General features: G+C 40.0%; 17 protein-coding genes. 7 read left to right on the top strand and 10 right to left on the bottom strand.

What is annotated here, in order from left to right; all coding sequences use genetic code 11:
- Positions 1-73: 73 nt before the first annotated feature.
- From AACZ73_RS18975 to purL, 5 genes are all read right to left on the bottom strand, one after another.
- Complete coding sequence (locus AACZ73_RS18975; protein WP_339880320.1) at positions 74-1,234, bottom strand: hypothetical protein; 1,161 nt, start codon at positions 1,232-1,234, stop codon at positions 74-76.
- Positions 1,231-1,623, bottom strand: a complete 393-nt coding sequence (locus AACZ73_RS18980) for a hypothetical protein (RefSeq protein ID WP_339880322.1) — start codon at positions 1,621-1,623, stop codon at positions 1,231-1,233. The genes AACZ73_RS18975 and AACZ73_RS18980 overlap by 4 nt, the downstream gene beginning before the upstream one ends.
- A gap of 224 nt (positions 1,624-1,847) precedes the next feature.
- Positions 1,848-3,512 carry a hypothetical protein gene (locus tag AACZ73_RS18985; RefSeq protein ID WP_339880324.1) on the bottom strand — a complete coding sequence of 555 codons (1,665 nt, stop codon included), beginning with the start codon at positions 3,510-3,512 and terminating at the stop codon, positions 1,848-1,850.
- A 339-nt stretch (positions 3,513-3,851) separates the two neighbouring features.
- Entirely contained in the window at positions 3,852-4,652 is an 801-nt protein-coding gene (locus AACZ73_RS18990) for a LuxR C-terminal-related transcriptional regulator (protein ID WP_339880326.1), read from the bottom strand.
- 228 nt (positions 4,653-4,880) lie between these two features.
- Complete coding sequence (gene purL, locus AACZ73_RS18995; RefSeq protein WP_339880464.1) at positions 4,881-8,564, bottom strand: phosphoribosylformylglycinamidine synthase; 3,684 nt, start codon at positions 8,562-8,564, stop codon at positions 4,881-4,883.
- Between the two features lie 356 nt (positions 8,565-8,920).
- On the opposite strand from purL, the gene AACZ73_RS19000 reads away from it, so the two are divergent.
- The 6 genes from AACZ73_RS19000 (at position 8,921) to AACZ73_RS19025 (ending at position 17,348) form a co-directional block, all read left to right on the top strand.
- Complete coding sequence (locus AACZ73_RS19000; RefSeq protein WP_339880328.1) at positions 8,921-9,475, top strand: transposase; 555 nt, start codon at positions 8,921-8,923, stop codon at positions 9,473-9,475.
- Positions 9,476-9,961: 486 nt separating this feature from the next.
- Positions 9,962-10,561, top strand: a complete 600-nt coding sequence (locus AACZ73_RS19005; RefSeq protein WP_339880330.1) for a TetR/AcrR family transcriptional regulator — start codon at positions 9,962-9,964, stop codon at positions 10,559-10,561.
- A 75-nt stretch (positions 10,562-10,636) separates the two neighbouring features.
- Positions 10,637-12,010 carry a TolC family protein gene (locus AACZ73_RS19010; RefSeq protein ID WP_339880332.1) on the top strand — a complete coding sequence of 458 codons (1,374 nt, stop codon included), beginning with the start codon at positions 10,637-10,639 and terminating at the stop codon, positions 12,008-12,010.
- Between the two features lie 157 nt (positions 12,011-12,167).
- Positions 12,168-13,301 carry an efflux RND transporter periplasmic adaptor subunit gene (locus AACZ73_RS19015; protein ID WP_339880333.1) on the top strand — a complete coding sequence of 378 codons (1,134 nt, stop codon included), beginning with the start codon at positions 12,168-12,170 and terminating at the stop codon, positions 13,299-13,301.
- A 4-nt stretch (positions 13,302-13,305) separates the two neighbouring features.
- A complete protein-coding gene (locus AACZ73_RS19020) occupies positions 13,306-16,710 on the top strand; it encodes an efflux RND transporter permease subunit (protein ID WP_339880334.1) in 3,405 nt (1,134 codons plus the stop codon).
- A 137-nt stretch (positions 16,711-16,847) separates the two neighbouring features.
- Entirely contained in the window at positions 16,848-17,348 is a 501-nt protein-coding gene (locus tag AACZ73_RS19025) for a UpxY family transcription antiterminator (RefSeq protein WP_339880335.1), read from the top strand.
- Between the two features lie 66 nt (positions 17,349-17,414).
- On the opposite strand, the gene AACZ73_RS19030 is transcribed toward AACZ73_RS19025, so the two are convergent.
- From AACZ73_RS19030 to dapA, 4 genes are all read right to left on the bottom strand, one after another.
- A complete protein-coding gene (locus tag AACZ73_RS19030) occupies positions 17,415-18,119 on the bottom strand; it encodes a hypothetical protein (protein ID WP_339880337.1) in 705 nt (234 codons plus the stop codon).
- A gap of 136 nt (positions 18,120-18,255) precedes the next feature.
- The gene (gene xseB, locus AACZ73_RS19035) at positions 18,256-18,444 is read right to left on the bottom strand and encodes an exodeoxyribonuclease VII small subunit (protein WP_339880339.1); all 189 of its coding nucleotides are present in this window, start codon (positions 18,442-18,444) and stop codon (positions 18,256-18,258) included.
- Complete coding sequence (gene xseA / locus AACZ73_RS19040; RefSeq protein WP_339880341.1) at positions 18,441-19,751, bottom strand: exodeoxyribonuclease VII large subunit; 1,311 nt, start codon at positions 19,749-19,751, stop codon at positions 18,441-18,443. Before xseA ends, xseB begins: the two co-directional genes overlap by 4 nt.
- Positions 19,752-19,753: 2 nt before the next feature.
- Complete coding sequence (dapA, locus tag AACZ73_RS19045) at positions 19,754-20,617, bottom strand: 4-hydroxy-tetrahydrodipicolinate synthase (protein ID WP_339880343.1); 864 nt, start codon at positions 20,615-20,617, stop codon at positions 19,754-19,756.
- A 229-nt stretch (positions 20,618-20,846) separates the two neighbouring features.
- On the opposite strand from dapA, the gene AACZ73_RS19050 reads away from it, so the two are divergent.
- Positions 20,847-21,425 carry a hypothetical protein gene (locus tag AACZ73_RS19050; RefSeq protein WP_339880345.1) on the top strand — a complete coding sequence of 193 codons (579 nt, stop codon included), beginning with the start codon at positions 20,847-20,849 and terminating at the stop codon, positions 21,423-21,425.
- On the opposite strand, the gene ligA is transcribed toward AACZ73_RS19050, so the two are convergent.
- Positions 21,426-23,882, bottom strand: a complete 2,457-nt coding sequence (gene ligA, locus AACZ73_RS19055; RefSeq protein WP_339880347.1) for an NAD-dependent DNA ligase LigA — start codon at positions 23,880-23,882, stop codon at positions 21,426-21,428.
- Between the last annotated feature and the right edge of the window lie 71 nt (positions 23,883-23,953).

A 23,953-nucleotide genomic window follows, 5' to 3' on the forward strand; every position in this document is an offset into this window, starting at 1 on the left:
TATTATTATTATTATTATTATTATTATTATTATTATTATTATTATTATTATTATGCATCTTTTTATATGGGATTTATGGCAGTTTAATTTTTTCATTACCAAAGCCCCAATTAATTCCGAATGTGGAAATAAGCTTATTTGGTCCAGAAAAATCCTTGCCAAAAGTACCATTGATAAACAGATTGTCTGTAAGCTTAACGCTAATCAAACCAATTGTCCTGTTGCTTGAATTTGCTACTCCATTAGTAAAACGGTATAATGACTCAACAGAAATGTTAAGTCGATCAAATTCAAAGCCTAAGTTTCCACCTACATCTATATTATCTGCGCTTCCGATGATTCCCTCATCATTGGCCTGAAATTGGTCATACAAGTAGCGCCCTAAAACATTTATTGAAAAGTAGTTTTGTGTATTTTCTTTCAGTTTTAAATTGGTAGCCAAACCAGTCCAAACACCCATTCTTCCAGTTTTTATTTCATCGCTACTTACACCATATCCCGCTATCGCAGCAGATAAATCCCATGTGAAAATAGGTTTTTCTGAAATAAGCTTATTTATATTTTTAAGATTTCCGAGTGAGTTAGTTTGTGTGAATTGTTTGGTTAAATCATCTATTTTTTCATTACGAAGAGAATCATCTAAAGGAATTCTTGTGATTGCATCAATAAGAGCTTGATTTCTTTCTAAATCCGTAAGCGCATTTATATGCCATTGGTTAATTTCCTTTTGGAGTTTCGCAATGTGCTCTTTCTTAAAAAATTTAATGAATGTTGAGTGAACGCCAATAGAAAAAATATTTTGTGTTTCATCTAAATTATCTGGAATAAGGTCTTTGTTCACAAACCCAATAGACATTGTACTAAATTTCAAGCCTGAAAATATATTATGTTGGGTGTTGTCACCTAGCTTTTCTCCATCTTTTGGAAGGTCAAGACCCAAATATGAATAAATACTTATCCCACTTGGATCAATCCACCAGATAGGCGCAAATTGTGCAGAATAATTGTCAGGAAAATAAGATGATCCTGCAGTTGCGGATTGGGCAACTCCCAACGTAAAAGCTTTTGGTGTAGTTGGGTTTTGTACCAATGAAGGGGTGATGTCAGTAATGGAAAATGCAGGAGAAAATGGAACAGCAAGGTCTTTGCTTGTACTTGCGGTCTTCTCTGAAGTTTGGGCTATAGCGTTACTGTAACCTACTGATAATACTATGAAAATTAGATATTTTCTCATAGCAGATCAATTACTGAAATGACAAATACGTTAGGATCTTGAAAAGACTTCACCGGATTATTAAAAGATTTTATATCCTCATCTCCGCCTGAGAGTTCATATTGGCCACGAACAGCTTGAGCCTCGATAGCACGCACATTTGGATCATCGCCGGTCAGCGTTACCATTGTAAAAATTGTTAGACGTTTTCCTTTAAGAGAAACCCCTCCACCAATTGGCTTTCCATTTATATCTCCTGTTGCATCCACAGAGTGTGCTACTGGAACTCCCGGGCTATTATTGTTGACTATTAAAACACTGGCCCTAGTGGCAGCGAGTCCTACTGTGGTAATGTCCACAGCTAAATGGATTTGTCCGGTAGTTAGACCGATGTTATATGTGTTTGACATCTGAAGAATTAATATAGTTTGTAAAATTATTTAAATTATTTTTAGTCAATTAAATATTATTTAACTAAGTTTAGTTAGACAATGAAAAATCAAGGTTAAAGTACAAATTTAAATATCGTATAGTATAGCTAATTTAAAATTCATTTGAAGTATGTTTAAAATAAATTTGATATCTCTACTTTTTTATTTTCTTTATAATCTATAGATTAAACCGTTGTTTGCACTTATTTCAGGGGGGGAGCAGGAGCAGGAGGAATGGGAGGAATAGGATTCTTTACCTCATCTGGAATAATGCTTTTTTGGATTTTGATCCATACTTTTTCACTAAAAACCGCTCCTACGAAACAGGTTAATAACAAGATGTATCCATTTGCATCAGTTGTTGAACTGGCAGAAAAAATAGATAGCCCTCCCTTTGTGGCTAAATATATAACAAGTGCTGCTCCAACCCCCCTTGCAAGTACATTTCCGAAATTAATTATTAGCGGTTTAGTTTTAAAAGTTTCAACAAAATCACCATTGTTGCTTAGTTGCTGAAAGGAAAGTAGGGAAGCTCCTAAAAGACCGAACCCAAACATTCCCATTAGTAATACTAATTCAGAAGATTGGGTTCTAATTAAAGGATTAGCTAAGAATCCAAAGAAGCCCCATTCCGACCCATCTCTTACATCGGCTGACAAATAGAGGTATAAATCAGGTTTGGCTAAATTACTTTGATAAGAGGATAGATGTGGATTGTAATAATTTTGTAAGATATATGAACTATCTAATCTAGAGTTTCCAGTAACTTTAATTTCATTTTTAATTTGGTCTATAGCATTTTGAGTCGTTTCATAATTGAAATTATCAGAATAATTCAGCATTTGAAGTGTGTTTTCGAAACTTTCTTTCTGTCTTTGAACGAAATAGGAAAAATTCTCCACTGACGACTGAAATAGATCTCCTTTATCTACCATAATTGACTGGGTTTCATTTTCGAAGTTGACAAGAATATTCTTTTTGTAACTATTTTCATTTGATGTAAAGTTGTTTTTGAAATCAGTAAGAGATTTAATAACTAGGGATCGTTCTGAGTTGTATAATTTGTAATTTTTTTCAAAACTATTAATTTTCTGAGTTATTAATTCTTTTTGTTGACTATTGAGTTTTTCATATATAACTTTAAGAGAGTCAGATAAAATTAGTTTTTCAAGAGGTTGTTCAGGAAATGGATTTACAATAGTTTCTATTAGTTTTAAGGAATCTTTGCTGGAATTATCGTTAAGCGTTGCTTCCAAACGGGCGATAGTAAAGGCTGTTGGTTTGCTTATCTCATTTAGATATGGTATGGTTATGCAAACGCTTATTACTAAAAATAGGCTTAGTATTAATGTACATGTAATAATTGAATTAAGAATAATTGCACTTTTTTTCGCAAAAGGTGTGGCTTCTTGATTGATTTCGGTGGGTATGTTTTTTTTTACGTAGAGAATTAAAAAATATATTAAAATTGAAAGCGAAATTGCTGAGATTAGCCTTGAAAGTGGATAGTAAGTCAACATTTGATCTATTGATATAGTGTTTTCATTTAATTGATATTTGTACAAAACATTATCTATTTCACTTGAACTCAGGTTATTTGTATCAATATTTTCATAATTGTATGTAGCAAAAAATAGTTTTTGTAGGTTTGAAACCAATGTCGTGATTGGAGAAATAATGGCGCTTTGTAATGTGCTGTTGAAAAAAAACGAAGTTAGGGCGATAGCTAAAATTTTTTCTGCCCGGTTGTTACTTTTTTTTCTTAAAATGCGGTTAGCTAAAATAATGAACAAAATTAGGAAAATTATAAGCGTAACTATATGGCATATAGCTAGAAATAATATATAGGGTAATTTGTCATCTAACATGGTGAATTGCTATAAAAATATTTGCCTTTGCTCATGATGTTGAAAATTTGTTATATAATTTAATTGCCATTTTCATGGATTTCAAATTATTCAGATAGTTACGCTTAAGGAGGAAAGCCAACACAGGTTTTTTACTATGTTTCTTCGTTTAAAGCTTGAATTCTCGAAAAGATGGACATTTTAAGAAATTAATTGTTAGGTATAGGCTTTAGTTTCTCATGTCTGCTGTTTGTTCTTATTTAAAATCCTGTCAAATCCATATTCATGATTATCACTATTTATTTTCGAAGTTGCGTATTTTTTAGCCTATTTAAAATCCTACAAAAGGCGTATTTTTTTCTAAATAATCCCTTCAGCTAAACACTTTGATATCAATTCAGCGGTATTAGAGCAATTTGTTTTGCAAAGGATGTTTTTTCGATGAGTTCGGGTAGTGTTGAAAGAGATAAAAAGTTTCTCAGAAATGGATTTAGCGCTAAGTCCTTGACTCATCAGTGTGATGATTTCTTTCTCACGTTTGGTGAGATCGGCTGTGATTGATTTCTTTTCAAGATTAGCCAATTTGGCGTTAAAACTTCCATGTTCCGCCTTGATATTAAGGTATGATTGTTTACCATTTAGACTAATGAATGAAACCCAGTCTGTAGTTACATTACCTAAATGTGTAATGTCTGTATGCACTCCAAAAACATGCGCAATTTTCCCATCATCTGTCTGTGATATTACGGTTGATTGGAGTAACATAGTTTGATTACTTCCATTCTTAGATTTGCACTTATATGCATATATTATTTTATAGAATAAGTAATCTTCTTGCCTTAGGAAACTATACATAAAGTCAATGATTATTTTTTCCTTTATTTCGATTAACTCAAGTTCTTTAGACGGAGAATTTATTAACAATTTTTCGATAGTAGCTTCCTCAGGTTTTATACCAGTTACCTGTTCTACATTGGGATGGATGTATTCAAAGCTGAGATTTGAAAAGTTTAGAATGTAATAAAAGGAGTTCCCCGGAGAGCACATGGCTACAACTTGATGGAATTGATGAGAAGCACTAAACTTTGTATTTATGCTCAAACGAGAAGAATATTCTTTCTTCCACAAGTTTATAACTTGGCTGCTTAAAAAATTGTCCATTATGATATAAATTTAAAAATGTTATTAATAGTAATTAAAAAGCTGAATAAATACAATTATTCTCTATATGAATATTAAGAGAATCAAAAATCTTAAAAAAAATCCCTCAGATTGCTCTAAGGGATTTTTTAGTATTTGAAATTATGAATATTGAAGAAGAACCGAAGCGCTTGTAATTACACAATCTCTATTCTCCAATCTCTAATTCCTAATGAAGAATGTCGAAGTTTAAGAGTTATGATCTTCAATCCATACTCTCGCATTCACAAAAGCCTCCATCCATGGCGTAAAGTCATCATTTCTATCAGCAGGATAATGCGCCCAGTTCCAAGGCTTCAGGCTTCGCTCGATATGCGGCATAATGGCTAAGTGACGACCGTCTGCGGAAGCGATACCTGCAGTAGCGTGATCGGAACCGTTTGGATTGCCTGGGTAGGCCTCGTAGCTGTATTTCATAGCGAAGTTGTAGTCGCTTTCTGCTTGAGGAAGTGAGAACTTGCCTTCTCCGTGTGCTACCCATACGCCTAGTCTCTGTCCGCTTAGTGAACCTAGCATCACTGATTCGTTTTCTGGGATGGTTACGTTCACGAAGGTAGATTCAAACTTATGGGATGCATTGTGAAGCATCTTTGGTTTGTCAGTATGATCAGAAGTAACCAAGCCCAACTCTACCATCAGTTGGCAACCGTTACATACACCCAAACTCAAGGTGTCAGGTCTTGCATAGAAGTTGTCCAGTGCTTGCTTAGCCTTAGGATTGTATAGGAAGGCACCTGCCCAGCCTTTGGCCGATCCCAGTACATCGGAGTTAGAGAATCCACCCACGAAGACGATCATCTGTACATCTTCCAGGTTTTCACGGCCTGCAATCAGATCGGTCATGTGAATGTCCTTTACTTCGAATCCTGCCAACCAAAGTGAGTAAGCCATCTCACGATCGCCGTTCACACCTTTCTCACGGATGATTGCTGCTTTAGCCTTGCCTTTTGTTGTGCGGAAAGGATCAAGCCCAGCAGCTTCGAAGCTGCCTTTCCAGCCTTCTGCAAACTCAAATGACAATGGCTGATTTTTATAATTTTCAAAGCGGTCCTTCGCAAGTTTCTCTCCGCTTTGCTTTCTGTCCAATAAGTAAGAAGATCTGAACCATACATCGCGAAGATCAGCGATATCCAGGGTCAGGTCTTTTCCCGCAAACTCGATATTTCCGGAATCAGTCACTTTCGCCAGTTCCACATAATCAATATCAGCTTCTACCAAAAGAGTTTCCACCGCATGGTCATCTGCTACCTGAATCAGGATTCCCGGATTCTCGGCAAATAATGCTTTCACCGTGTCCGCCTCATGAAGGCGATCCAGTTTTACTTTCAAACCTATATTCTGCACCGGGAAACACATTTCTAAAAGGGCTGTTACCAAGCCACCGGAAGAGATGTCGTGTCCTGCAAGAATCCAAGTCTGATCGATCAGATCTTGTACAGCTGTAAATGCTTTCGCAAGATATCTAGGGTCTTTGATGTCTGGCGTTTCTGTTCCAACCTTGTTCAAGGCCTGATAGAAGCTGGAACCAGCCAGTTTGAAGTCGTCCTTGGAGAAATCTATGTAAAGGATTCTACTTCCTTTGATAGGTTTCAGGGCAGTTTTCACTGTTTTCTGAACGTTGCTACATTCACCTACTGTGGAGATAATCACCGTTCCAGGAGAGTAAACAGTTTTTCCGTCAGGATATTTCTGAGTCATGGAAAGGGAATCCTTTCCGGTAGGAATATTCACACCCAGATCAATGGCAAACTTGGAAACGGCCTCAACTGCTCTATACAATCTGTCGTTTTCGCCTTTGTTTTTGGATGGCCACATCCAGTTGGCAGAAAGGGAAATTCCCTGCAAGCCGTCCTGAATATGTGCAAAAATCAAGTTGGTCATCGCCTCAGCGATCGCCAATCGGCTACCTGCTTCAGGGTCTGCCAAAGCAGCCACTGGCGCATGACCAATGGAAGTTGCGATGCCTTTATTTCCGGTGAAGTCAAGCGCCATTACAGCCACATCATTCAGCGGAAGTTGGATCTCACCGACGGTCTGCTGTGTAGCCACACGACCTGTCACGGATCTATCAACTTTATTGGTCAACCAATCCTTACAAGCCACTGCTTCCAGTTGCAATACATCGCGGATGTATGCTTGGATCAGGTCAGCTTCATAGTTTGCTTCCGCAAAAGAAGCGTTGGTCGTATCGTCTTCCAAAATGGTTTTAGGAGAAGACCCGAACATGTAGCTCAGGTTCCAGTCCACCGGCTTCTCGCCAGTTTTGCTATTTTCAAATTTGAAATGCATATCTCCGGTCGTCTCGCCTACCACATAGAATGGCGCACGCTCACGGTCAGAGATCTGATGTAATGTATCTACGTCTTTTTTGCCAATCACTAATCCCATACGTTCCTGGGATTCGTTTCCGATGATTTCCTTAGCGGAAAGGGTAGGGTCACCCACAGGAAGTTGGTCGATGTGGATTGTTCCTCCGGCATCTTCCACCAATTCAGAAAGGCAGTTCAAATGTCCGCCAGCTCCGTGATCGTGGATGGAAATGATTGGGTTGTCTTCGCTCTCAGCCATGGCGCGGATCACATTGGAAACACGCTTTTGCATCTCAGGGTTGGATCGCTGAATTGCGTTTAGCTCGATTGCATTGGAAAGTTCTCCGGTGTTAAGGGAAGAAACAGCCGAGCCGCCCATTCCGATTCTATAATTGTCGCCGCCCATGATCACAATCTGATCACCAGCTTTTGGTGCGTCTTTTTTAGTGTATTTGGCATTGGTGAAGCCCACGCCACCAGCTAGCATGATTACCTTATCAAAACCGTGGTGCTTGCCGTCCTCCTCATGCTCGAAAGTCAAAAGGGATCCGGAAATCAGCGGTTGACCAAATTTGTTTCCGAAATCCGAAGCTCCGTTGGAAGCTTTGATCAGGATATCCATAGGCGTTTGGTACAGCCAAGGACGTTCTTCCAACTTGCTTTCCCAAGATCTTCCTTTCTCGGAACGAGGATATGAAGTCATATATACAGCCGTTCCTGCCAAAGGAATAGAGGCAGTTCCGCCAGCCATACGGTCTCTGATTTCTCCACCAGCTCCGGTTGCCGCGCCGTTGAAAGGCTCCACGGTAGTTGGGAAGTTGTGTGTTTCAGCTTTCAGGGAAATAACCGTATCGATGTCTCGGGTTTCGAAGAAGTCCGCTTGATGCGCTGTTTTCGGTGCGAATTGCTGTGCTTTTGGTCCAGCTACAAAGGCAACGTTGTCTTTGTAAGCTGAAGCGATACGGTTAGGGTGCGCTTTGGAAGTTTCTTTGATGAGTTGGAAAAGCGTCTGTAGTTTTTCTACTCCATCTATAATAAATGTACCGTTGAAAATCTTGTGACGGCAATGTTCGGAGTTTACTTGGGAAAATCCGAAAACCTCAGAATCCGTCAGTGGACGCTCCAATTGCTTGGAAACATTGCCCAAATAATCTACTTCTTCCTGGCTAAGTGCCAAGCCATGCTCTTTATTATATGCAGCGATATCACTAATCTCTACGATAGCTGCTGGCTGCAAGTGAATATCAAAAATCTCCTGATCAAGTCCATCGTATGCCTTCTGAAGCATAGGGTCGATGGTGTCACCTTCGTTTAGTGGGAAGAACTCCTCGATTCGGACAACTCCTAGAATTCCCATGTTTGCAGAGATTTCCACAGCGTTGGTTGACCATGGAGTGATCATTTCCTTGCGGGGTCCTGAGTATTTTCCGGAAAGTGATGGTGTGTTGATGGCTGTAGCTCCACCGAAAAGCCAAGTCAGCTTTTCTAGGTCTTCGGGTGCGAAAGGTTGTGGGGATTGTACAGCGTAAACGGTTTTTAGAGGGGATTCAAAGAAGAAAATCATGTCCTTTGGCTGGTAAGTTGCAAAGGTAAGCATTTGGGGGGTAGATTGAAAAATTTGAAAATTGAAAGATTGAAAAATATACTGTTCAGTCGCAGTGCACAGTGGTAGTACTTGACTGGCGCACGTCTTGATTGGCGCAAGTCTTCAGACCTGCCTGCAGCAGGCAGGCTTGTGCCTGTAATAATGCAGTCTTCAGACTGCTATGGTTTAAAATTAACATAGAAGTCAGGAGACTTCATTATGGTGGTCCAAGTCAATAGACTTGAACCAGACTCAGCCCGATTTTATTAACTAATTCTTAAAATATATATTTCACTTTTAAGTAACTTACTAGTAGTAGCCATATGATTTTTTAGATGAGCAGAAAATACAAAATCAGAGATCAAGAGAAACTATATTTTGTCACTTTTACTGTAGTAGAATGGATAGATCTCTTTACTAGAAAAATCTATAGAGATATTCTGATAGATTCTTTAAAATACTGCCAAAACAATAAAGGCTTGGACTTGTGTGCATATTGCATCATGCCAAGCCATATTCATTTGATCATTGGAAGAAGCAGTGAACCAACCATCGAGGCTATTATACGTGACTTCAAAAAGTTTACTGCGACAGAAATTCTTAATTCTATTAAGGCCAGCCAAGATGAAAGTAGGAAAGAGTTTTTGCTTGATCATTTTAGGAAAGCGGGAGCAAAAAACTCAAACAATATGAATTTTCAATTATGGCAACAACATAATCATCCGATTGAGCTAAATACAAATGAAAGGATAAGTAGATGTCTCAATTACATACACCTGAACCCAGTAGTTTCTGGATTGGTGTATTCAGCAGAGGATTATGTTTATAGCAGTGCATCGAGCTATGCAGGTTTACCAGAAAAGTTGATTGATGTAATTCTGATTCAATAGCGGGGCGCAAGTCTCATGAGTTGTGCCTGAAATGATGCAGTCTTCAGACCACTATGGGTTGTATTTGAAATAGAAGTCAGGAGACTTCATTACTGTGGGTCAATGGCAGTGCACAGTGGCAGTTTGTCAGTGCTCAAAATTGTTTGACTGGACTTCGACTACGCTCAGTCTGACAGGAGATTGCTTCTGTGGTCATAATTTACTTCTCACATAACGCCGATAATTATTCTTGATTACTGGTGATTTGATCTCAAATCTTGTGTCTAATGTCTTATATCTAATATCTCAAGTCTAATGCCTTTCTTCTAAATCTTCCCCACTGATAATTCCAAAATTTAAGCTATATGTTCATTTTCGCACATTTTTCTATATTATTTTTTTGTTAACGCCAAATATTGTTCGGAAATGATACACAGGAAACTTTGTGAGTTTTGAAAGTTTCCGTAATATTACACCCTTAATTAATAATCTAGGAGTGGAGATGATATGAAACAAAAGATCTTGGAGGTAGCTATAGAGCAATTTAGCAGTTACGGTGTGAGAATAGTGACCATGGAGGATATTGCCAGGCTTGCCGGGATTTCGAAAAAAACTATTTACCAGGAGTTTAAAGATAAAAAAGAGCTGGTAAAAGTTGCTTTTTCCACCGTGTTGGAGCAGGATTGCCAAAGTCTACAATCTTTTCTGGATACCGGAGATGGAGTCATAGAGCACTTAGTGTACACATCCAAAATGGTCAGGGAAAGAATGGGAAAGATGAATCCTTTGGTAATTATGGAGATTCAACGCTATTTCCCGGATACCTGGGAGTTGTTTGAAAGGTATAGAGCAGAAGTTATTGAGACAGATCTTGTCAATGTACTTGAAAGAGGCAAGGAACTGGGTTACTTTCGTCCCGAAATAAATTCACCGATACTAGCCAAGATGAGAGTGGATCAGATAAGTGCCGGCTTTGATTTGGTGAATTTCAGGAATTCTGATTTTAACCTGATGGAATTGCAGGTGTCTGTGCTGGATCATTTTCTACACGGAATCTTTACCGAAAAAGGCAGACAATCTTATCTGCAAAAGCATAATTCAAATTAATCCACAAGGGGAAATTTTCTAATTACTTAACTATTAAAATACAGGATCCTTTTTTAGAATATAATGATGTTTAAAATGAAGATTTATTTTGCTGCAATTTTAGCCTTGATCTTGATCAGGACTGAGATATATGCCCAAGAGGTGGCTCCGGTGGAGGTCCTGCAGCTCAATCTCAAGGAGACGTTGGAGTACGCCTTGGAAAATAATGTGGATGCGAAGAATGCTAGGTTAGAAGTGATGATTTCGCAGACTACTATCAAGGAAGAGGGTGCAGCTGGTCTGCCTCAGATTAATGGAACTGTTGGGATAAATTACAATCCATTGGTACAAGTGGTGTTTTTGCCCAATGAACCACCGTTTGGTGATCCTAGCAATCCTTCTGATGTAATCCCAGCAAGATTTGGTGTTAACTACTCTGCTAATGCCGGGGTGAATTTGACCCAGATGATCTTTGATGGTTCCTTCTTTGTGGGTCTTCGTGCCGCTAAGACGTACAAAGCCTTGACTGAATACGACAAAACCAAGGCGGAAAACGACGTAATCGAAAACGTAAAGAAAGCTTATTTCGGAGTTTTAGTTAACGCGGAGCGTATTAAGCTTTCGCAGGCAAATCTCACCAGAATTGATTCCTTATTGGAAGAGACCAAAGCTATGAATGAGGCTGGATTTTCAGAGAAAATAGAAGTGTCTAGAATCCAGGTTCAGCGAAACAATACATTTTCACAATTGAAGAGAAGCGTGACAGCCTATGATATTTCTAAGCAGTTGCTGAAAATTCAACTCGGGCTTCCGAAGAATTACGATATCGTCATTACCGAGACCTTAGCTGAACTGAATCCCGAAGAGGATCTGGCAGCACTTCAGATGATGGAAGGTTCTCATCGGGTGGAAATGGATCAGCTGGAAACAAACCTTGAGTTGACTCAACTGGACCTGAAGTACAATACCTCACAATATATTCCCACACTTGACCTGAGTGCGAACTTCACCAGATCAGGGGCAGGTGATTCATTTAATACGCTATTTAAACCTATAAATTGGTTTAGTTCTTCAATGATAGGGGTGTCTTTGAATATTCCGATTTTCGACGGACTCTCAAAAAGTGCTAGAATTCAACGCAATAGAATTCAACTGCAGCAGTTGGAAAATCAAAGGTTCTACTTAGGGCAAAATATACAATTGGAGATCTATCAGGCCAAGCAGAACCTGGCTAACGATCTTGAAGTTCTTGCGGTACAGCGGGAAAGCATGACGTTGGCTCAGGAAGTTTATGATATCTCCAAAATCAAATATAACGAAGGTGTGGGCTCCAATTTGGAGGTGGTGGAGGCTGATGCCGCTTTGATAGAATCAGAAATCAATTACCTAGGTGCACTATATGATGGCTTGATTTCCAAAGTAGACTTGGAAAAAGCCTTAGGGATTTTAAAGGAACAAATAATTGATTAACCCAAAATTCGGCTCCCAGAACGGGATTTATTAAGGAACCACAATATCAAACATCATAAAAATCGAGCAGCGTCAGAACATTACATCAAGTTGATTGGACAATGCAAAATTCCACCCGATAAATTCGGGATGCCTCTAAAAGAAAAATAATATTCATATGAAAGCAACCTATAAATTTTTACCACTATTCGCACTGACCTTTGCCGCTTTTGCCTGTGCTACGGAAGAAGGGGTGGAGGCTAAAAAAGCTGAATTGGAAAAGCTAAAAACCGAATCCAACGAAATAAATAATCAGATAAAGGAACTGGAGGCTGAACTGATCAACCTTGACCCCGAATTTGCGAAGCAAAATCATAAATCGATCCTCATCACCACAGCAAAAGCTAAAAAAGGAAGGTTTGAGCATTATGTGGAGGTGACAGGGTCTGTGCTTTCTAAGAAAAATGTAAGCATCAGTGCTGAAACTTCCGGTAGGATCCTAGAAATACCTGCTATCGAAGGCATGAGAGTGGAAAAGGGTCAGGTGCTGGCACGAATAGACACTGAATCCATTCAGCGATCTATCGAAGAGCTGGAGAACACCATGGATCTTGCCAACACGTTGTTTGAAAAGCAGGAGAGACTTTGGAACCAGAAGATAGGTACAGAAGTGCAATTCCTGGAGGCGAAGAACCGAAAAGAAGGCTTGGAGAGAAGTTTGGCCAGCGCCAGAACGGAACTTGCCAAAGGGGTAATCCGAGCGCCTTTTTCAGGAACAATAGAAACCGTTCAGGTAAGATTGGGGGAACTGGTGCAGCCTGGTGCAGCAATGTTTCAGTTTGTAGGAGAGAGTGATTTGTTCATTGAAGCAGATATTTCTGAGTCTTATGTGGGTGTGCTTACAAAGGGAGATTCAGTTGATGTCAGTTTTCCATCAATCAATGAGGAAATCCAAACAAAAGTATCGGCTGTAGGCGCGATCATCAATCCTAATAACAGGACTTTCAAGGTGGAAGTGTATCTGCCGAGAATGCAAATGGTGAAGCCTAATATGATTTCTGTCCTGAAAATTCAGGATTACGAAAACAATGAGGCTGTGATTGTACCGGGATACTTGATTCTAAGTGATAATAGGGGGGATTACCTTTTTGTAGTGGAAGATGGCACGGCGAAGAAGAAATATGTAGAAAGAGGGAAGACCTTTGATAAGGAGACAGAGATCCTGGAAGGCCTACAAGGCGATGAAGTTCTTGTGGACAAGGGATTCCGTGAAGTGGGAGATAATTTTAGTGTGAACATAGCTCAGCTGTAATAAGATGGCGGAAAATCAAAAACCTATAAAAACGCGTGAGTTTGGGTTATCCAGCATGTCTGTGGATAATTCTACCTCCGTTGTGATTCTGACACTGATCATTACTTTTTTAGGCTTAAGTGCTTATCGCAATATGCCCAAGGAGAGCTTTCCTGAAATCGTAATCCCTACGGTATATGTAGGAACACCATACCCTGGTAACTCGCCGGTGGATATGGAGAACCTCATCACCAGACCTATCGAAAAGGAGCTGAAGTCGCTGAATGACATCAAGGATATCACTTCTACCTCAGTGCAGGATTTTTCCTCTATAGTAATTGAGTTTAATCCTGGAGTAGAGATTTCCAAAGCGATTCAGGATGTGAAGGATGCAGTGGATAAGTCAAAGAGTGAGTTGCCTTCTGATCTGGATCAGGATCCAAATGTAGTGGAAATCAATACTTCAGATTTCCCGATTATGAACGTGAATATTTCGGGTAATTACTCTGAGGCAGAGCTGAAGAAATTCGGTGAATACCTGGAGGATGAAATCGAAAAACTTGCCGAAATATCAAAAGCTGATCTGGCAGGAACGGTGGAAAGAGAAATTCAGATCAATGCAGATCCCTATAAAATGGAATCTGTGGGGGTGAGTTTCAATGATATTGCTACTGCCGTACAAACAGAAAATGTGACCATTTCGGGTGGAAATATTCGCTCAGGAGATTTTCAGCGCACATTACGTGTAGATGGGGAATTTACGGATCCCATGGATATTCTGAACATAATCGTCAAAACCGATAACCAGAAAATCGTATATCTCCGTGATGTTGCCGAAGTAAAGGATACCTATAAAGAGCGGACTAGCTATGCAAGAAGTAAAAACCTACCGGTAGTCACGATCAACGTGGTAAAACGAAGTGGTGAAAATTTGCTTTATGCTGCTGATAAAATCAAGGAAATAATCCAGAAGACTAAAGCAAATCGCTTTCCTCCTGATCTGGAGATCACCATCACCAATGACCAGTCAAAGCAGACGAGGCTCCAGGTAAGTGACCTGGAAAACTCAATCATCTTCGGGGTGATTCTAGTGGTGTTGGTTTTGATGTTTTTCCTTGGATTTAGAAATGCATTGTTCGTGGGTATTGCGATACCTCTTTCGATGTTTATTTCATTCCTGATTTTGAATGCTTTTGGTATTACGCTTAACCTAATGGTGCTTTTCTCACTGATTCTAGCACTTGGGATGTTGGTGGACAACGGAATCGTGGTGGTGGAGAATATCTATAGATTAATGTCTGAAGGGAAGGATGCGGTGCAGGCAGCTAAAGAGGGGGTAGGAGAAGTCGCATGGCCGATTATTACCTCCACAGCTACTACACTGGCGGCGTTTCTACCTTTAGCATTTTGGAAGGATATCGTGGGAGAGTTTATGAAATTCCTCCCAATCACTTTGATTATCGTGCTCTCTTCCTCGCTTTTTGTGGCGTTGGTCATCAATCCTGTATTGACTGCCATTTTTATGAAAGTGGAGGATATCAGTAAAAATAAGCCTAAGCAGAAATCCATTATCGTAGCAGGAATATTCCTGATTTTATCGGCTCTATTTTACTTAGTTGGCTGGACGGCTTTAGGTACCTTAATGCTGATCGCTTGTGTGCTGACCGCCTTTAACGTCTTCCTTTTGCGTAGAGCTATCAGATGGTTTCAGACGGTGTTTTTGGTCAAATTGGAGAATATGTATGAGTCCATATTGATCTATGCATTGAATGGCAAAAAGCCAATGAAATTCCTCGTCGGTACATTTATGCTATTGATTCTTTCTGTGGTACTGCTGGGCGTAAGAGCTCCTGAAGTCTTATTTTTTCCTGATAACCAACCGCAGTTAGTCAATGTATTTATCGAATTCCCTATAGGGACGGACATTGAGGCTACAAATGAATTTGTGGATGGGATGGAAGATGAACTCATGGTGGCACTTGATGACTATAAAGGTATTTTGGAGTCTGTCATCACACAGGTAGGTGAAGGCACAGGAGATCCTATGGAAGGATCAAGTAACCAGCCTACCCCACACAAGGCTAAAATTACCATAGGCTTTGTTGATTATATAGACCGGCAAGGTATAAATACCAACGGTGCGATGGAAAAGGTCCGTGAGCTTACCGAGAAATATCCCGGGGTATTAGTGACCGTGGATAAGCAAAGTAATGGACCTCCGGTAGGAAAAGCTATCAATCTTGAATTTACAGGCGAGGATTACGATCAGTTGATATCCTTTGTAAATAAAACAAGAGAATATCTTAATAATCAAAATATTGCGGGAGTAGAGGAATTGAAGTCGGATCTTTCTTTGGGTAATCCTGAGGTGATTTTGGATATCGACAGGGACAAGGCCAGAAGATTTGGACTGTCGAGCTCAGAGATTGCTACGGATCTCCGCACAGCCCTTTTTGGGTTGGAAGTTTCCAAGTATAAAGAAGGCGAGGATGACTATCCTATTCAACTTCGTTTGAAAGAAGGATTTAGATATGACATCAATACACTTGTAAATAAGAAAATTGGATTCAGGGATAAGTTTGGAGAGAAGCGTGAAGTGCCGATCTCAGCGGTGGCAGATGTGAAATACGGATCCACTTATGGTTCGGTGAAGAGAAAGGATCTGGAGAAAGCGATTACTATTTATTCGAATGTGCTGGATGGCTACAATCCAACTGCCGTGAACTCCCAGGTGCAGGCAGCTCTTCAAAACTATGAAGTGCCTGACGGGATCTCTGTAAAATACACAGGTGAGCAGGAGGAGCAACAAAAGTCCATGGACTTCTTATTGGGCGCATTGGGTATAGCAGTCTCCTTAATCTTTCTGATTATAGTGGCGCAGTTTAACTCGGTGACTACCCCATTCATTATCATGGCTTCTGTAGTTCTGAGTACTATTGGAGTATTCTTGGGACTTGTGATTTTCAATATGGATTTCGTCGTGATTATGACCGGTATAGGGATTATTTCGCTGGCAGGAGTGGTAGTGAACAATGCAATTGTATTGATAGATTATACGAATCTTGTTCGTGAGAGAAAAAGAGACGAGTTGGGAATGGGGCCTAAGGATCATTTACCATTTGACCTGATGATCGCAAGTATAGTGGAATCAGGAAAGACAAGATTGAGACCGGTATTGCTCACAGCCATCACTACTGTGCTTGGATTGGTTCCACTGGCAATAGGTATGAATATAAATTTTGGAAGTTTGCTAAGTTCTTTTGACCCTCAATTTTATGTAGGAGGGGATAACGCAGCTTTTTGGGGACCAATGGCTTGGACTGTAATATTCGGGTTAACCTTTGCAACCTTCCTTACGTTAGTTATAGTACCAGTCATGTATTTGTTGGCAGATAAACTCAACATGAGAATCAGCAAACTTCGATCTTGATTGGATTAAGGTTGGTGGTTTTTTTTGTTAAAACCTCCGGGGCTATGTCTCGGAGGTTTTTTGTTTTTTAGTGAAGGTTATTTTTCCCTTTCCAGCTTGGAATTTGTAAGTTCGCCTCCCCAAAATATACGAGCAAAATGGAAGATTTAAAGTGGTATGTGATGTACACTGCTTCACGGTCAGAGAAGAAAGTGGCTGATCGGTTGATTGAAAAGGGATGGGAAGTTTATCTTCCGATGATCGAGGAGCTTCGTCAATGGTCTGACCGCAAAAAGAAGGTCAAGAGAGCCATGTTCAACGGATATGTATTCGTAAAGACTAGGCGAAATCAATTGTGGGAGTGTCTTCAGGTACCAGGGGCGGTGAAATTTGTCCACTTTTCCGGTCAGCATGCTACCGTGCGGGAAGAGGATCTGGATATCATCAAGAGAGTAATAGAGACAGGGGTAGGGGTAGAATCTGACGGGTCAGAAATAGATCCTGGTGAAAAAGTAAAGGTAATAGGTGGACCACTTCAGAATATGACTGGGGAAGTTATCGAAAAAGGAAATCAGGATTATTTTCTAATTAGAATTCCGGGTATCTATCAGAATTTATTGATCTCGGTACCAAGAAAGTTCTTGGAAGTTACTACTTAGTTTTTCATTTAATCAGGTCATTTATAGCAAAACTACTCGCAATATTTGCAAGGATGTAGTTGATGTTTAATCCTTATATTTTGAGAAAAAGTATCTTCTATACACTACCTGACCCTGGATAAAGTGGTCTCCAAATTTGTTAAATCCTGCATTCCCATCGATAGTATCAGTGAAAGTTGCCAGTAAAGTTCCTTCTAATGCAATATCAGAATTTGCACCAAGCGTATAGGTAACCCCACCTCTCACTGGTATATATCCAGTTGTTCTTTTAACGCGCTGGGGAACTTCATCTATACTGTAGGATTTGGTTTGATCTGTACTTGCATGCATCACTCCGAGCCCTAATCCTCCGTAAAAATTAAACATGCTTCTATTCATGTGATGACCAAAAGGGATGATATAAATGCTTGGCATTATATCAAAGTAGTAAATAGAACCTACGGCAGTAAATGAGGAATTATTTGCAGTCCAAAAATCCATTACATCATTGCTGGGATTACCACCGCTGGAAATCCATTGGACTCCACCTGTAGCTCTTATCTCAAACATATCGGTAAGCTTTTTATTCAATGCGACAGATACCGAAGGCTTGATTTCAAAGTTTAATGATCTGTATTGGCCTCCGTTATCAAGATATGAAAAGGATGGCCCCACACCGACGCTGAGTATAATGTCTCTCGATTGCCTGTCTTTATAAAAGCTTTGGGCAAACATATCCGTGCTTGCAAAAAGCAGGAAAACCCCTAAGAAGAAATTGAATGGTTTTGACATAATTGCTAAGTCTATTTGGGTGAAATGCACTTACTTAATGACTTGATGCAAAATTGGCAACAAATATGCCAATACCCTGTTTGGAATTATATTCAAAACAGAGAAATGCCAAAATTAGTATGGTAAATACAAAAAATCAGGCTTCTTCGAATGCTTTTTTAATTTCTTCCTCTGTAGTTTTTAATTTGTTCCTACAAACTTTTACTAGCCCGGCAGCCTCTTTTACAAGCTCAGAAAGTTCATCCACACTTTTTTTTCCTTCTTCAAGTTCCGTTAGAATGGTTTCCAGACGGATCAATGATTCATTATAGTTAAGCTCGCTCATTTTTCCTCAATTTGTGTGATTGTACTTTTAATCTTATTTCTGGATGTCTGTGTCTCCAATTCATCTCCAAGTTGGATTTTTGCAATATTGATTGGCTTTCCATTGATTTCCGTTCGGGTGTAGCCTCTTGCTAAAATAGTCTCTGGATTCAACTGTCGAAGCAAAGTTTCCTTTGTATCCAGATTTTGACTTTGCTTTTGCAAAAAACGATCAAGTCCTCGTTTCATATTTTTCTCAAAAGAATCCAATACATTTTTCTGGATCTGCAGGATGTTTTTACCGGAAATTCGAATTCTGTTAATAGAGGAATTCACTTTCTCAGATTCCAGTTTAAGGCGACTTTCTGAAAGTGCCTTGACTTGATGAGCTATTTGCTGTATCCGTGTGTGTTCTTCGTTAAGTTTTTGACGGGTAGCCCGATCTAATCTAAGCATTGCCAAACCAAGATTTTCTTCAAATTCCCTGAATCCTGAAAGTAAAAATTCCGCCACTGCAGTTGGTGTTTTCAATTTGGTGTGTGCAACCAAATCTGCGATACTTTCATCCCGTTCATGTCCGATTCCTGTGAGAACTGGCAAATAAAAGTTAGCTATTTTGAAAGCAAGCCTGTAATCATCAAAGCAATCCAAGTCCAATTGGGCGCCACCACCTCGGATTATCACCACGGCTTCTATTTCCAATTCCTCCTTTATTGCTTCTATCTGTTCCAGACTTCTTATCAAAGATGCTACCGCTTCATTTCCCTGCATTGCTGAGGGGAAAAGCTTGTGATAGACCTGGTATCCGTAGGAATTATTCTCAAGTTGATTGACAAAGTCACCATAGCCAGCAGCTGTTGGACTGCTGATAATCGCAATTTTCTGAATAACTGCAGGCAGAAGGTGTCTTCCGTTGAGGCGTATTAAACCCTCTTGGGTAAGTCGGTCTATTGTTTCTTGACGAATTCTTGCTCTTTCTCCCAAAGAAAAAGAAGGGTCAATATCCTTTACGTTGATACTTAATCCATATACAGGGTGGAAGTTTACCGCAACTTGTGCTAGCACTTTCATGCCGTTTTTGATGCTAGAGCCAGTAATGGATTCAAATCTAGCTGCAACAGCTCTGTAGGCAAAAGACCACAGGTTTGCCTTGATTTTTGCTTGGACTGTATTGCCTTGCTTTTCTACCAATTCAAAATAAGCATGTCCCTGAGGGGCTTGCCTGAAATCAGCGATTTCACCAATGACCCAAATCACCGGATCTAATTCCGTCTCCAGGGCCTGTTGGATCAGCCGGTTGAGTTCGGATATTGATCTGGCATTTTGCATGCTTACTTGAGTTTTTGGAATTCAGCTTTGATCTTTTGGTTTAGACCTAAACTTGCACGTAGCATGGGAAGTCTTACCTGGTCATCGCAAATTCCCATGTGACAAAGCAAGTTCTTAATACCGACAGGATTGCTTTCCTCATACATGAGACTGTTCAAAGGCAGAAGTGAGAATGCTGCTTTCAGACTTTCTTCCTCTGAGCCATGGCATAGGGCTTTAAAAGTTGCAGGTAGCGCATTTGCCATCACTGAAATAATTCCTGATCCGCCAATGCTATACAAAGCTTTGGTCATAAGATCATCGCCTGAAATTAGCAAGAATTCTTTCGGCATTTTAGCAGCGATCTGCATGCATTGCTCCAAGTTGCCACTAGCCTCTTTCATGCCGATGATGTTGGAATGTTCAGCAAGACTCAAGGTGGTTTCCGCAGTGATGTTAGACATGGTTCTGCCTGGAACATTGTAAAGAATTACAGGAACAGGACATGCATCAGCAATAGCTTTGTAATGGGCAATTATCCCCGCTTGAGAAGGTTTGTTGTAATAAGGACTGACAGAAAGAACAGCAGTGATACCGGAGAAATCAGTGTTGGCAATATCACTTAAGACGGACATGGTATTGTTTCCACCCATGCCGTAAACTACAGGTACACGGCCATTATTATATTCGAGACAGGCATTAAGTACCTGTTTTTTCTCAGAAGAGGAGAGCGTAACAGTCTCGCCTGTAGTTCCCAAAACCACCAAATAATCCACCCCGCCTTCAATTACGTGATCGATTAGACGTTTTAACCCATCAAAATCAATAGAGTAATCATCATGAAATGGAGTGACAAGGGCTACGCCGGTTCCTTTAAGTTGCTGCATGGGTATAAGGTTTGGGAGGCTAAAGATAATGGGATGATAGGAATTGACATTCAGTTTTTGGAAAAAAAGGGTTTGATGTAGGGGCGAATCAATATTCGCCCAGAATCAATCTCAACCATTATTCTGCTAGGACGAATGATTATTCGCTCCTACCCATCATGTGGAAATTGATTTTAGTTATATTTAATATGATTTTTTAGAAGTGTTAATTACCGAATTTTTAGCGATCATGAAATACAATCCTAATTTGCATCATCGTCGATCCGTCAGATTAAAGGGATATTATTATTCTAAATCTGCTCTATATTTTATTACAATTTGCTGCTATAAGCGAGAATGTTTTTTTGGGGAAATTTTGAAAACAGGCAAAGAACAAATCATGCATCTAAGCCAATCTGGTCGTGTGGCTCAAAATGGTTGGTCACAAATACCGTGTCATTATCCAGAAGTTGTTCTACATGAATTTGTTGTGATGCCCAATCACATTCATGGGATTATTGAAATTGTTGATTCTCTACCAGCGGATAAACTTTCTTTCAATGAACCGCAAAGGGCGAATGTTGATTCGCCCCTACAGCCACAAACTGCAGAATTCAAATCGCCTTCAAGAACAATAGGGTCGATCGTAAGAGGATATAAAATAGGGGTGACCAAATGGCATCGCACAAATACTGATATTTACAATGTTTGGCAGAGGAGTTTCCATGACCATGTAATCAAAAATGAGAAATCGCATTTTAAAATCTCAAATTACATAATCAACAATCCTGATTCTTGGGAGGATGATATGTTCTTTAAAAAACCATGATTATTCGCCCCCACCTATCATCTTCAAAAACTCATCTTCGCTAATCATCGGAACGCCGAGCTTTTGGGCTTTTTCTTTTTTGCTTGGCCCCATGTCTTCACCTTCGATTATGAAGTCCAGATTTTTGGATACAGAGGAAATATACTGGCCTCCATGTGCAATTACCGCATCTTTTATTTCATCACGCTTGAAATGAACCAGTTTACCACTGGCCAGAATGCGTTTGCCTTCCAATGAATTTCCGAGTTGTTTTGATTCAGATTCATCCACTTCGAATTTCAATCCAGAGCTTTTGAGCCGAGCGATGATCTCTTGATTCTTTTGTTGGGCAAAGAAGTCTTGAATACTATGGACTAGCGTTTCACCCACTCCGTTGATATCCAATAACTGTTCAGATGTGGCAGCTTCTAATTTTTCTATAGTACCAAAATGTCTTGCAAGGAGCTGAGCGGTGTTCTCACCAATATTCCTGATTCCCAAAGCGAAAAGTACCTTTTCGAAAGGTTGATTTTTGGAGGCGGAAATTCCTTCCATCATATTTTTAATGACTCCGTCCTGAAAGGTATTGGCTTTAAGTTTTTTGATCCGATCAGTTAGTTCCTGATTGAGGCCTAAGTTGAGCTTTAGTAAAATGCCATGGACAGTTCCTTCTTTTTTGCTGACTTCAAGTACCTGTTGAAAATCCACTTTTCTACTGAGGAAAAGATCTAACACCACCGCCACAGGGAGGTAATCTTCGAGTTTGGGAAGGTTGTGACCGTTTAGATTTGAAATTAGATAATCGATCATCGCAGTATTCGAAGGGACTTTCTTCTTCAATTTTCTGATATGATCCTGAAATGCTTTAAGCATTTGTGCAAGTGGCAATTCATTGTTTTCGGAAAGAAAATCATGAACTTGTTTGAAAGTCAAGCCTTCTGTTATGGCATAAAGTGCTTTCTCCAAGGTGATATAGAGAATGCCATCGCCCTCAGTTTCATATTGATCCTGAGACATCTCAAGACCAAGTAATTCTTCTTTTCTTCCTTCCAACTCATAGATATCTGCTGGATCTGTGATGAATCCCTGATCGATCAATGCTCTAATTCGCTCTGTTCCCATGGAATCTATGTCCATTGCACGTTTATGCACAAAATGCTCTATCCTTCCCAATACTTGAGGAGGGCAGGATTCGGCATTGGGGCAATAGTGCTTGGCTTCGCTTTCCTTGCGCTCCAGTTCGGTGTCACATTCCGGGCAGCGTGTGATGTAAGCAATAGGTTTTGCTTCGGTACTTCTTCTTTCTGGATTTACTGCAGTGATCTTTGGGATTATTTCTCCTCCTTTTTCCACAAAAACAAAATCACCTTCGTGCAAATCCAAGCGCTCAATTTCATTGGCGTTATGAAGAGAGGCACGTTTTACTGTGGTTCCCGCCAAACTCACGGGAGAAAGATTTGCGACTGGAGTGATCGCTCCGGTTCTCCCTACTTGGTAAGTCACAGAAAGCAATTCCGTCTCAGCGCTTTCAGCCTTATATTTATAGGCAATCGCCCAGCGTGGATTTTTGGCAGTAAAGCCCAGTTCCTCACGTTGATCGTAATTATTAACTTTCAGAACCACTCCGTCGGTATCTACAGGAAGAGAAAAGCGCTTCTCTTTCCAGTCTTCTATGTATTGGATTACCTCCTGAATGTTATTGACTTTTCTATAGGTCTGGGAGACATTGAATCCCCATTTTTCTATGAGGGAAATCGCTTCGGAATGCGTATTCACACTGAGCTCGTCACCCAGCAACTGATAGAAATAGCAATTCAATCTTCGCTTGGCAACTACAGAGGAGTCTTGCATTTTTAGAGTTCCCGAAGCAGCATTCCTTGGGTTGGCGAGTAGGGCATCCCCAGCTGCATCACGTTCAGCATTTATTTTAAGAAACTCCTTTAATGGCAAGAAGATCTCTCCCCGCACTTCGAATTTTGATGGAATGTTATCACCTTTTACTTCCAAAGGGATATTACGGATCGTACGCACATTAGCAGTGACATCGTCGCCTCGATATCCATCGCCCCGTGTGACTGCCCTAATTAATCGACCATTTTCATAGACCAAAGAGATGGCAACACCGTCAAATTTCATCTCACAGAAATACTCGAACACGTGATGTCCAAGCCCCTTCACTACACGTTCGTCAAAGGCTATCAGCTCTTCTACTGAATATGTGTTTCCAAGAGAAAGCATTTTAGTGCTGTGCTCCACCGTTTGAAACTCTTTGGTGATTGTGCCGCCTACACGTTGGCTTGGGCTGTCGGGATCAAGTAAATCCGGGAAGCTTGTTTCCAAAGCGATCAATTCTTCCAAAAGCTTATCGAACGCATAGTCAGAGATCTCAGGACTACTTTCCTGATAATAGCGATTGTTGTGGTAGTTGATTTCCTGGGTGAGTTGGGCAATTCGCTTTTCGGCTTCCTGTGGATTCATGGGCTTTTTAGAAAAATTAGGGCTTGTAAAAATAATAGATACTTACGGCAAAGTCGCAGAGATTGGGAAGA

Source organism: uncultured Algoriphagus sp. (assembly GCF_963974835.1).
Lineage (GTDB): Bacteria > Bacteroidota > Bacteroidia > Cytophagales > Cyclobacteriaceae > Algoriphagus.

What these genes read in the sequence shown, in the direction of transcription:
- AACZ73_RS18975 (WP_339880320.1), bottom strand. Translation starts at nt 1,234, where the DNA reads ATGAGAAAATATCTAATTTTCATAGTATTATCAGTAGGTTACAGTAAC.
- AACZ73_RS18980 (WP_339880322.1), bottom strand. Translation starts at nt 1,623, where the DNA reads ATGTCAAACACATATAACATCGGTCTAACTACCGGACAAATCCATTTA.
- AACZ73_RS18985 (WP_339880324.1), bottom strand. Translation starts at nt 3,512, where the DNA reads ATGTTAGATGACAAATTACCCTATATATTATTTCTAGCTATATGCCAT.
- AACZ73_RS18990 (WP_339880326.1), bottom strand. Translation starts at nt 4,652, where the DNA reads ATGGACAATTTTTTAAGCAGCCAAGTTATAAACTTGTGGAAGAAAGAA.
- purL (WP_339880464.1), bottom strand. Translation starts at nt 8,564, where the DNA reads ATGATTTTCTTCTTTGAATCCCCTCTAAAAACCGTTTACGCTGTACAA.
- AACZ73_RS19000 (WP_339880328.1), top strand. Translation starts at nt 8,921, where the DNA reads ATGAGCAGAAAATACAAAATCAGAGATCAAGAGAAACTATATTTTGTC.
- AACZ73_RS19005 (WP_339880330.1), top strand. Translation starts at nt 9,962, where the DNA reads ATGAAACAAAAGATCTTGGAGGTAGCTATAGAGCAATTTAGCAGTTAC.
- AACZ73_RS19010 (WP_339880332.1), top strand. Translation starts at nt 10,637, where the DNA reads ATGAAGATTTATTTTGCTGCAATTTTAGCCTTGATCTTGATCAGGACT.
- AACZ73_RS19015 (WP_339880333.1), top strand. Translation starts at nt 12,168, where the DNA reads ATGAAAGCAACCTATAAATTTTTACCACTATTCGCACTGACCTTTGCC.
- AACZ73_RS19020 (WP_339880334.1), top strand. Translation starts at nt 13,306, where the DNA reads ATGGCGGAAAATCAAAAACCTATAAAAACGCGTGAGTTTGGGTTATCC.
- AACZ73_RS19025 (WP_339880335.1), top strand. Translation starts at nt 16,848, where the DNA reads ATGGAAGATTTAAAGTGGTATGTGATGTACACTGCTTCACGGTCAGAG.
- AACZ73_RS19030 (WP_339880337.1), bottom strand. Translation starts at nt 18,119, where the DNA reads ATGTCAAAACCATTCAATTTCTTCTTAGGGGTTTTCCTGCTTTTTGCA.
- xseB (WP_339880339.1), bottom strand. Translation starts at nt 18,444, where the DNA reads ATGAGCGAGCTTAACTATAATGAATCATTGATCCGTCTGGAAACCATT.
- xseA (WP_339880341.1), bottom strand. Translation starts at nt 19,751, where the DNA reads ATGCAAAATGCCAGATCAATATCCGAACTCAACCGGCTGATCCAACAG.
- dapA (WP_339880343.1), bottom strand. Translation starts at nt 20,617, where the DNA reads ATGCAGCAACTTAAAGGAACCGGCGTAGCCCTTGTCACTCCATTTCAT.
- AACZ73_RS19050 (WP_339880345.1), top strand. Translation starts at nt 20,847, where the DNA reads ATGAAATACAATCCTAATTTGCATCATCGTCGATCCGTCAGATTAAAG.
- ligA (WP_339880347.1), bottom strand. Translation starts at nt 23,882, where the DNA reads ATGAATCCACAGGAAGCCGAAAAGCGAATTGCCCAACTCACCCAGGAA.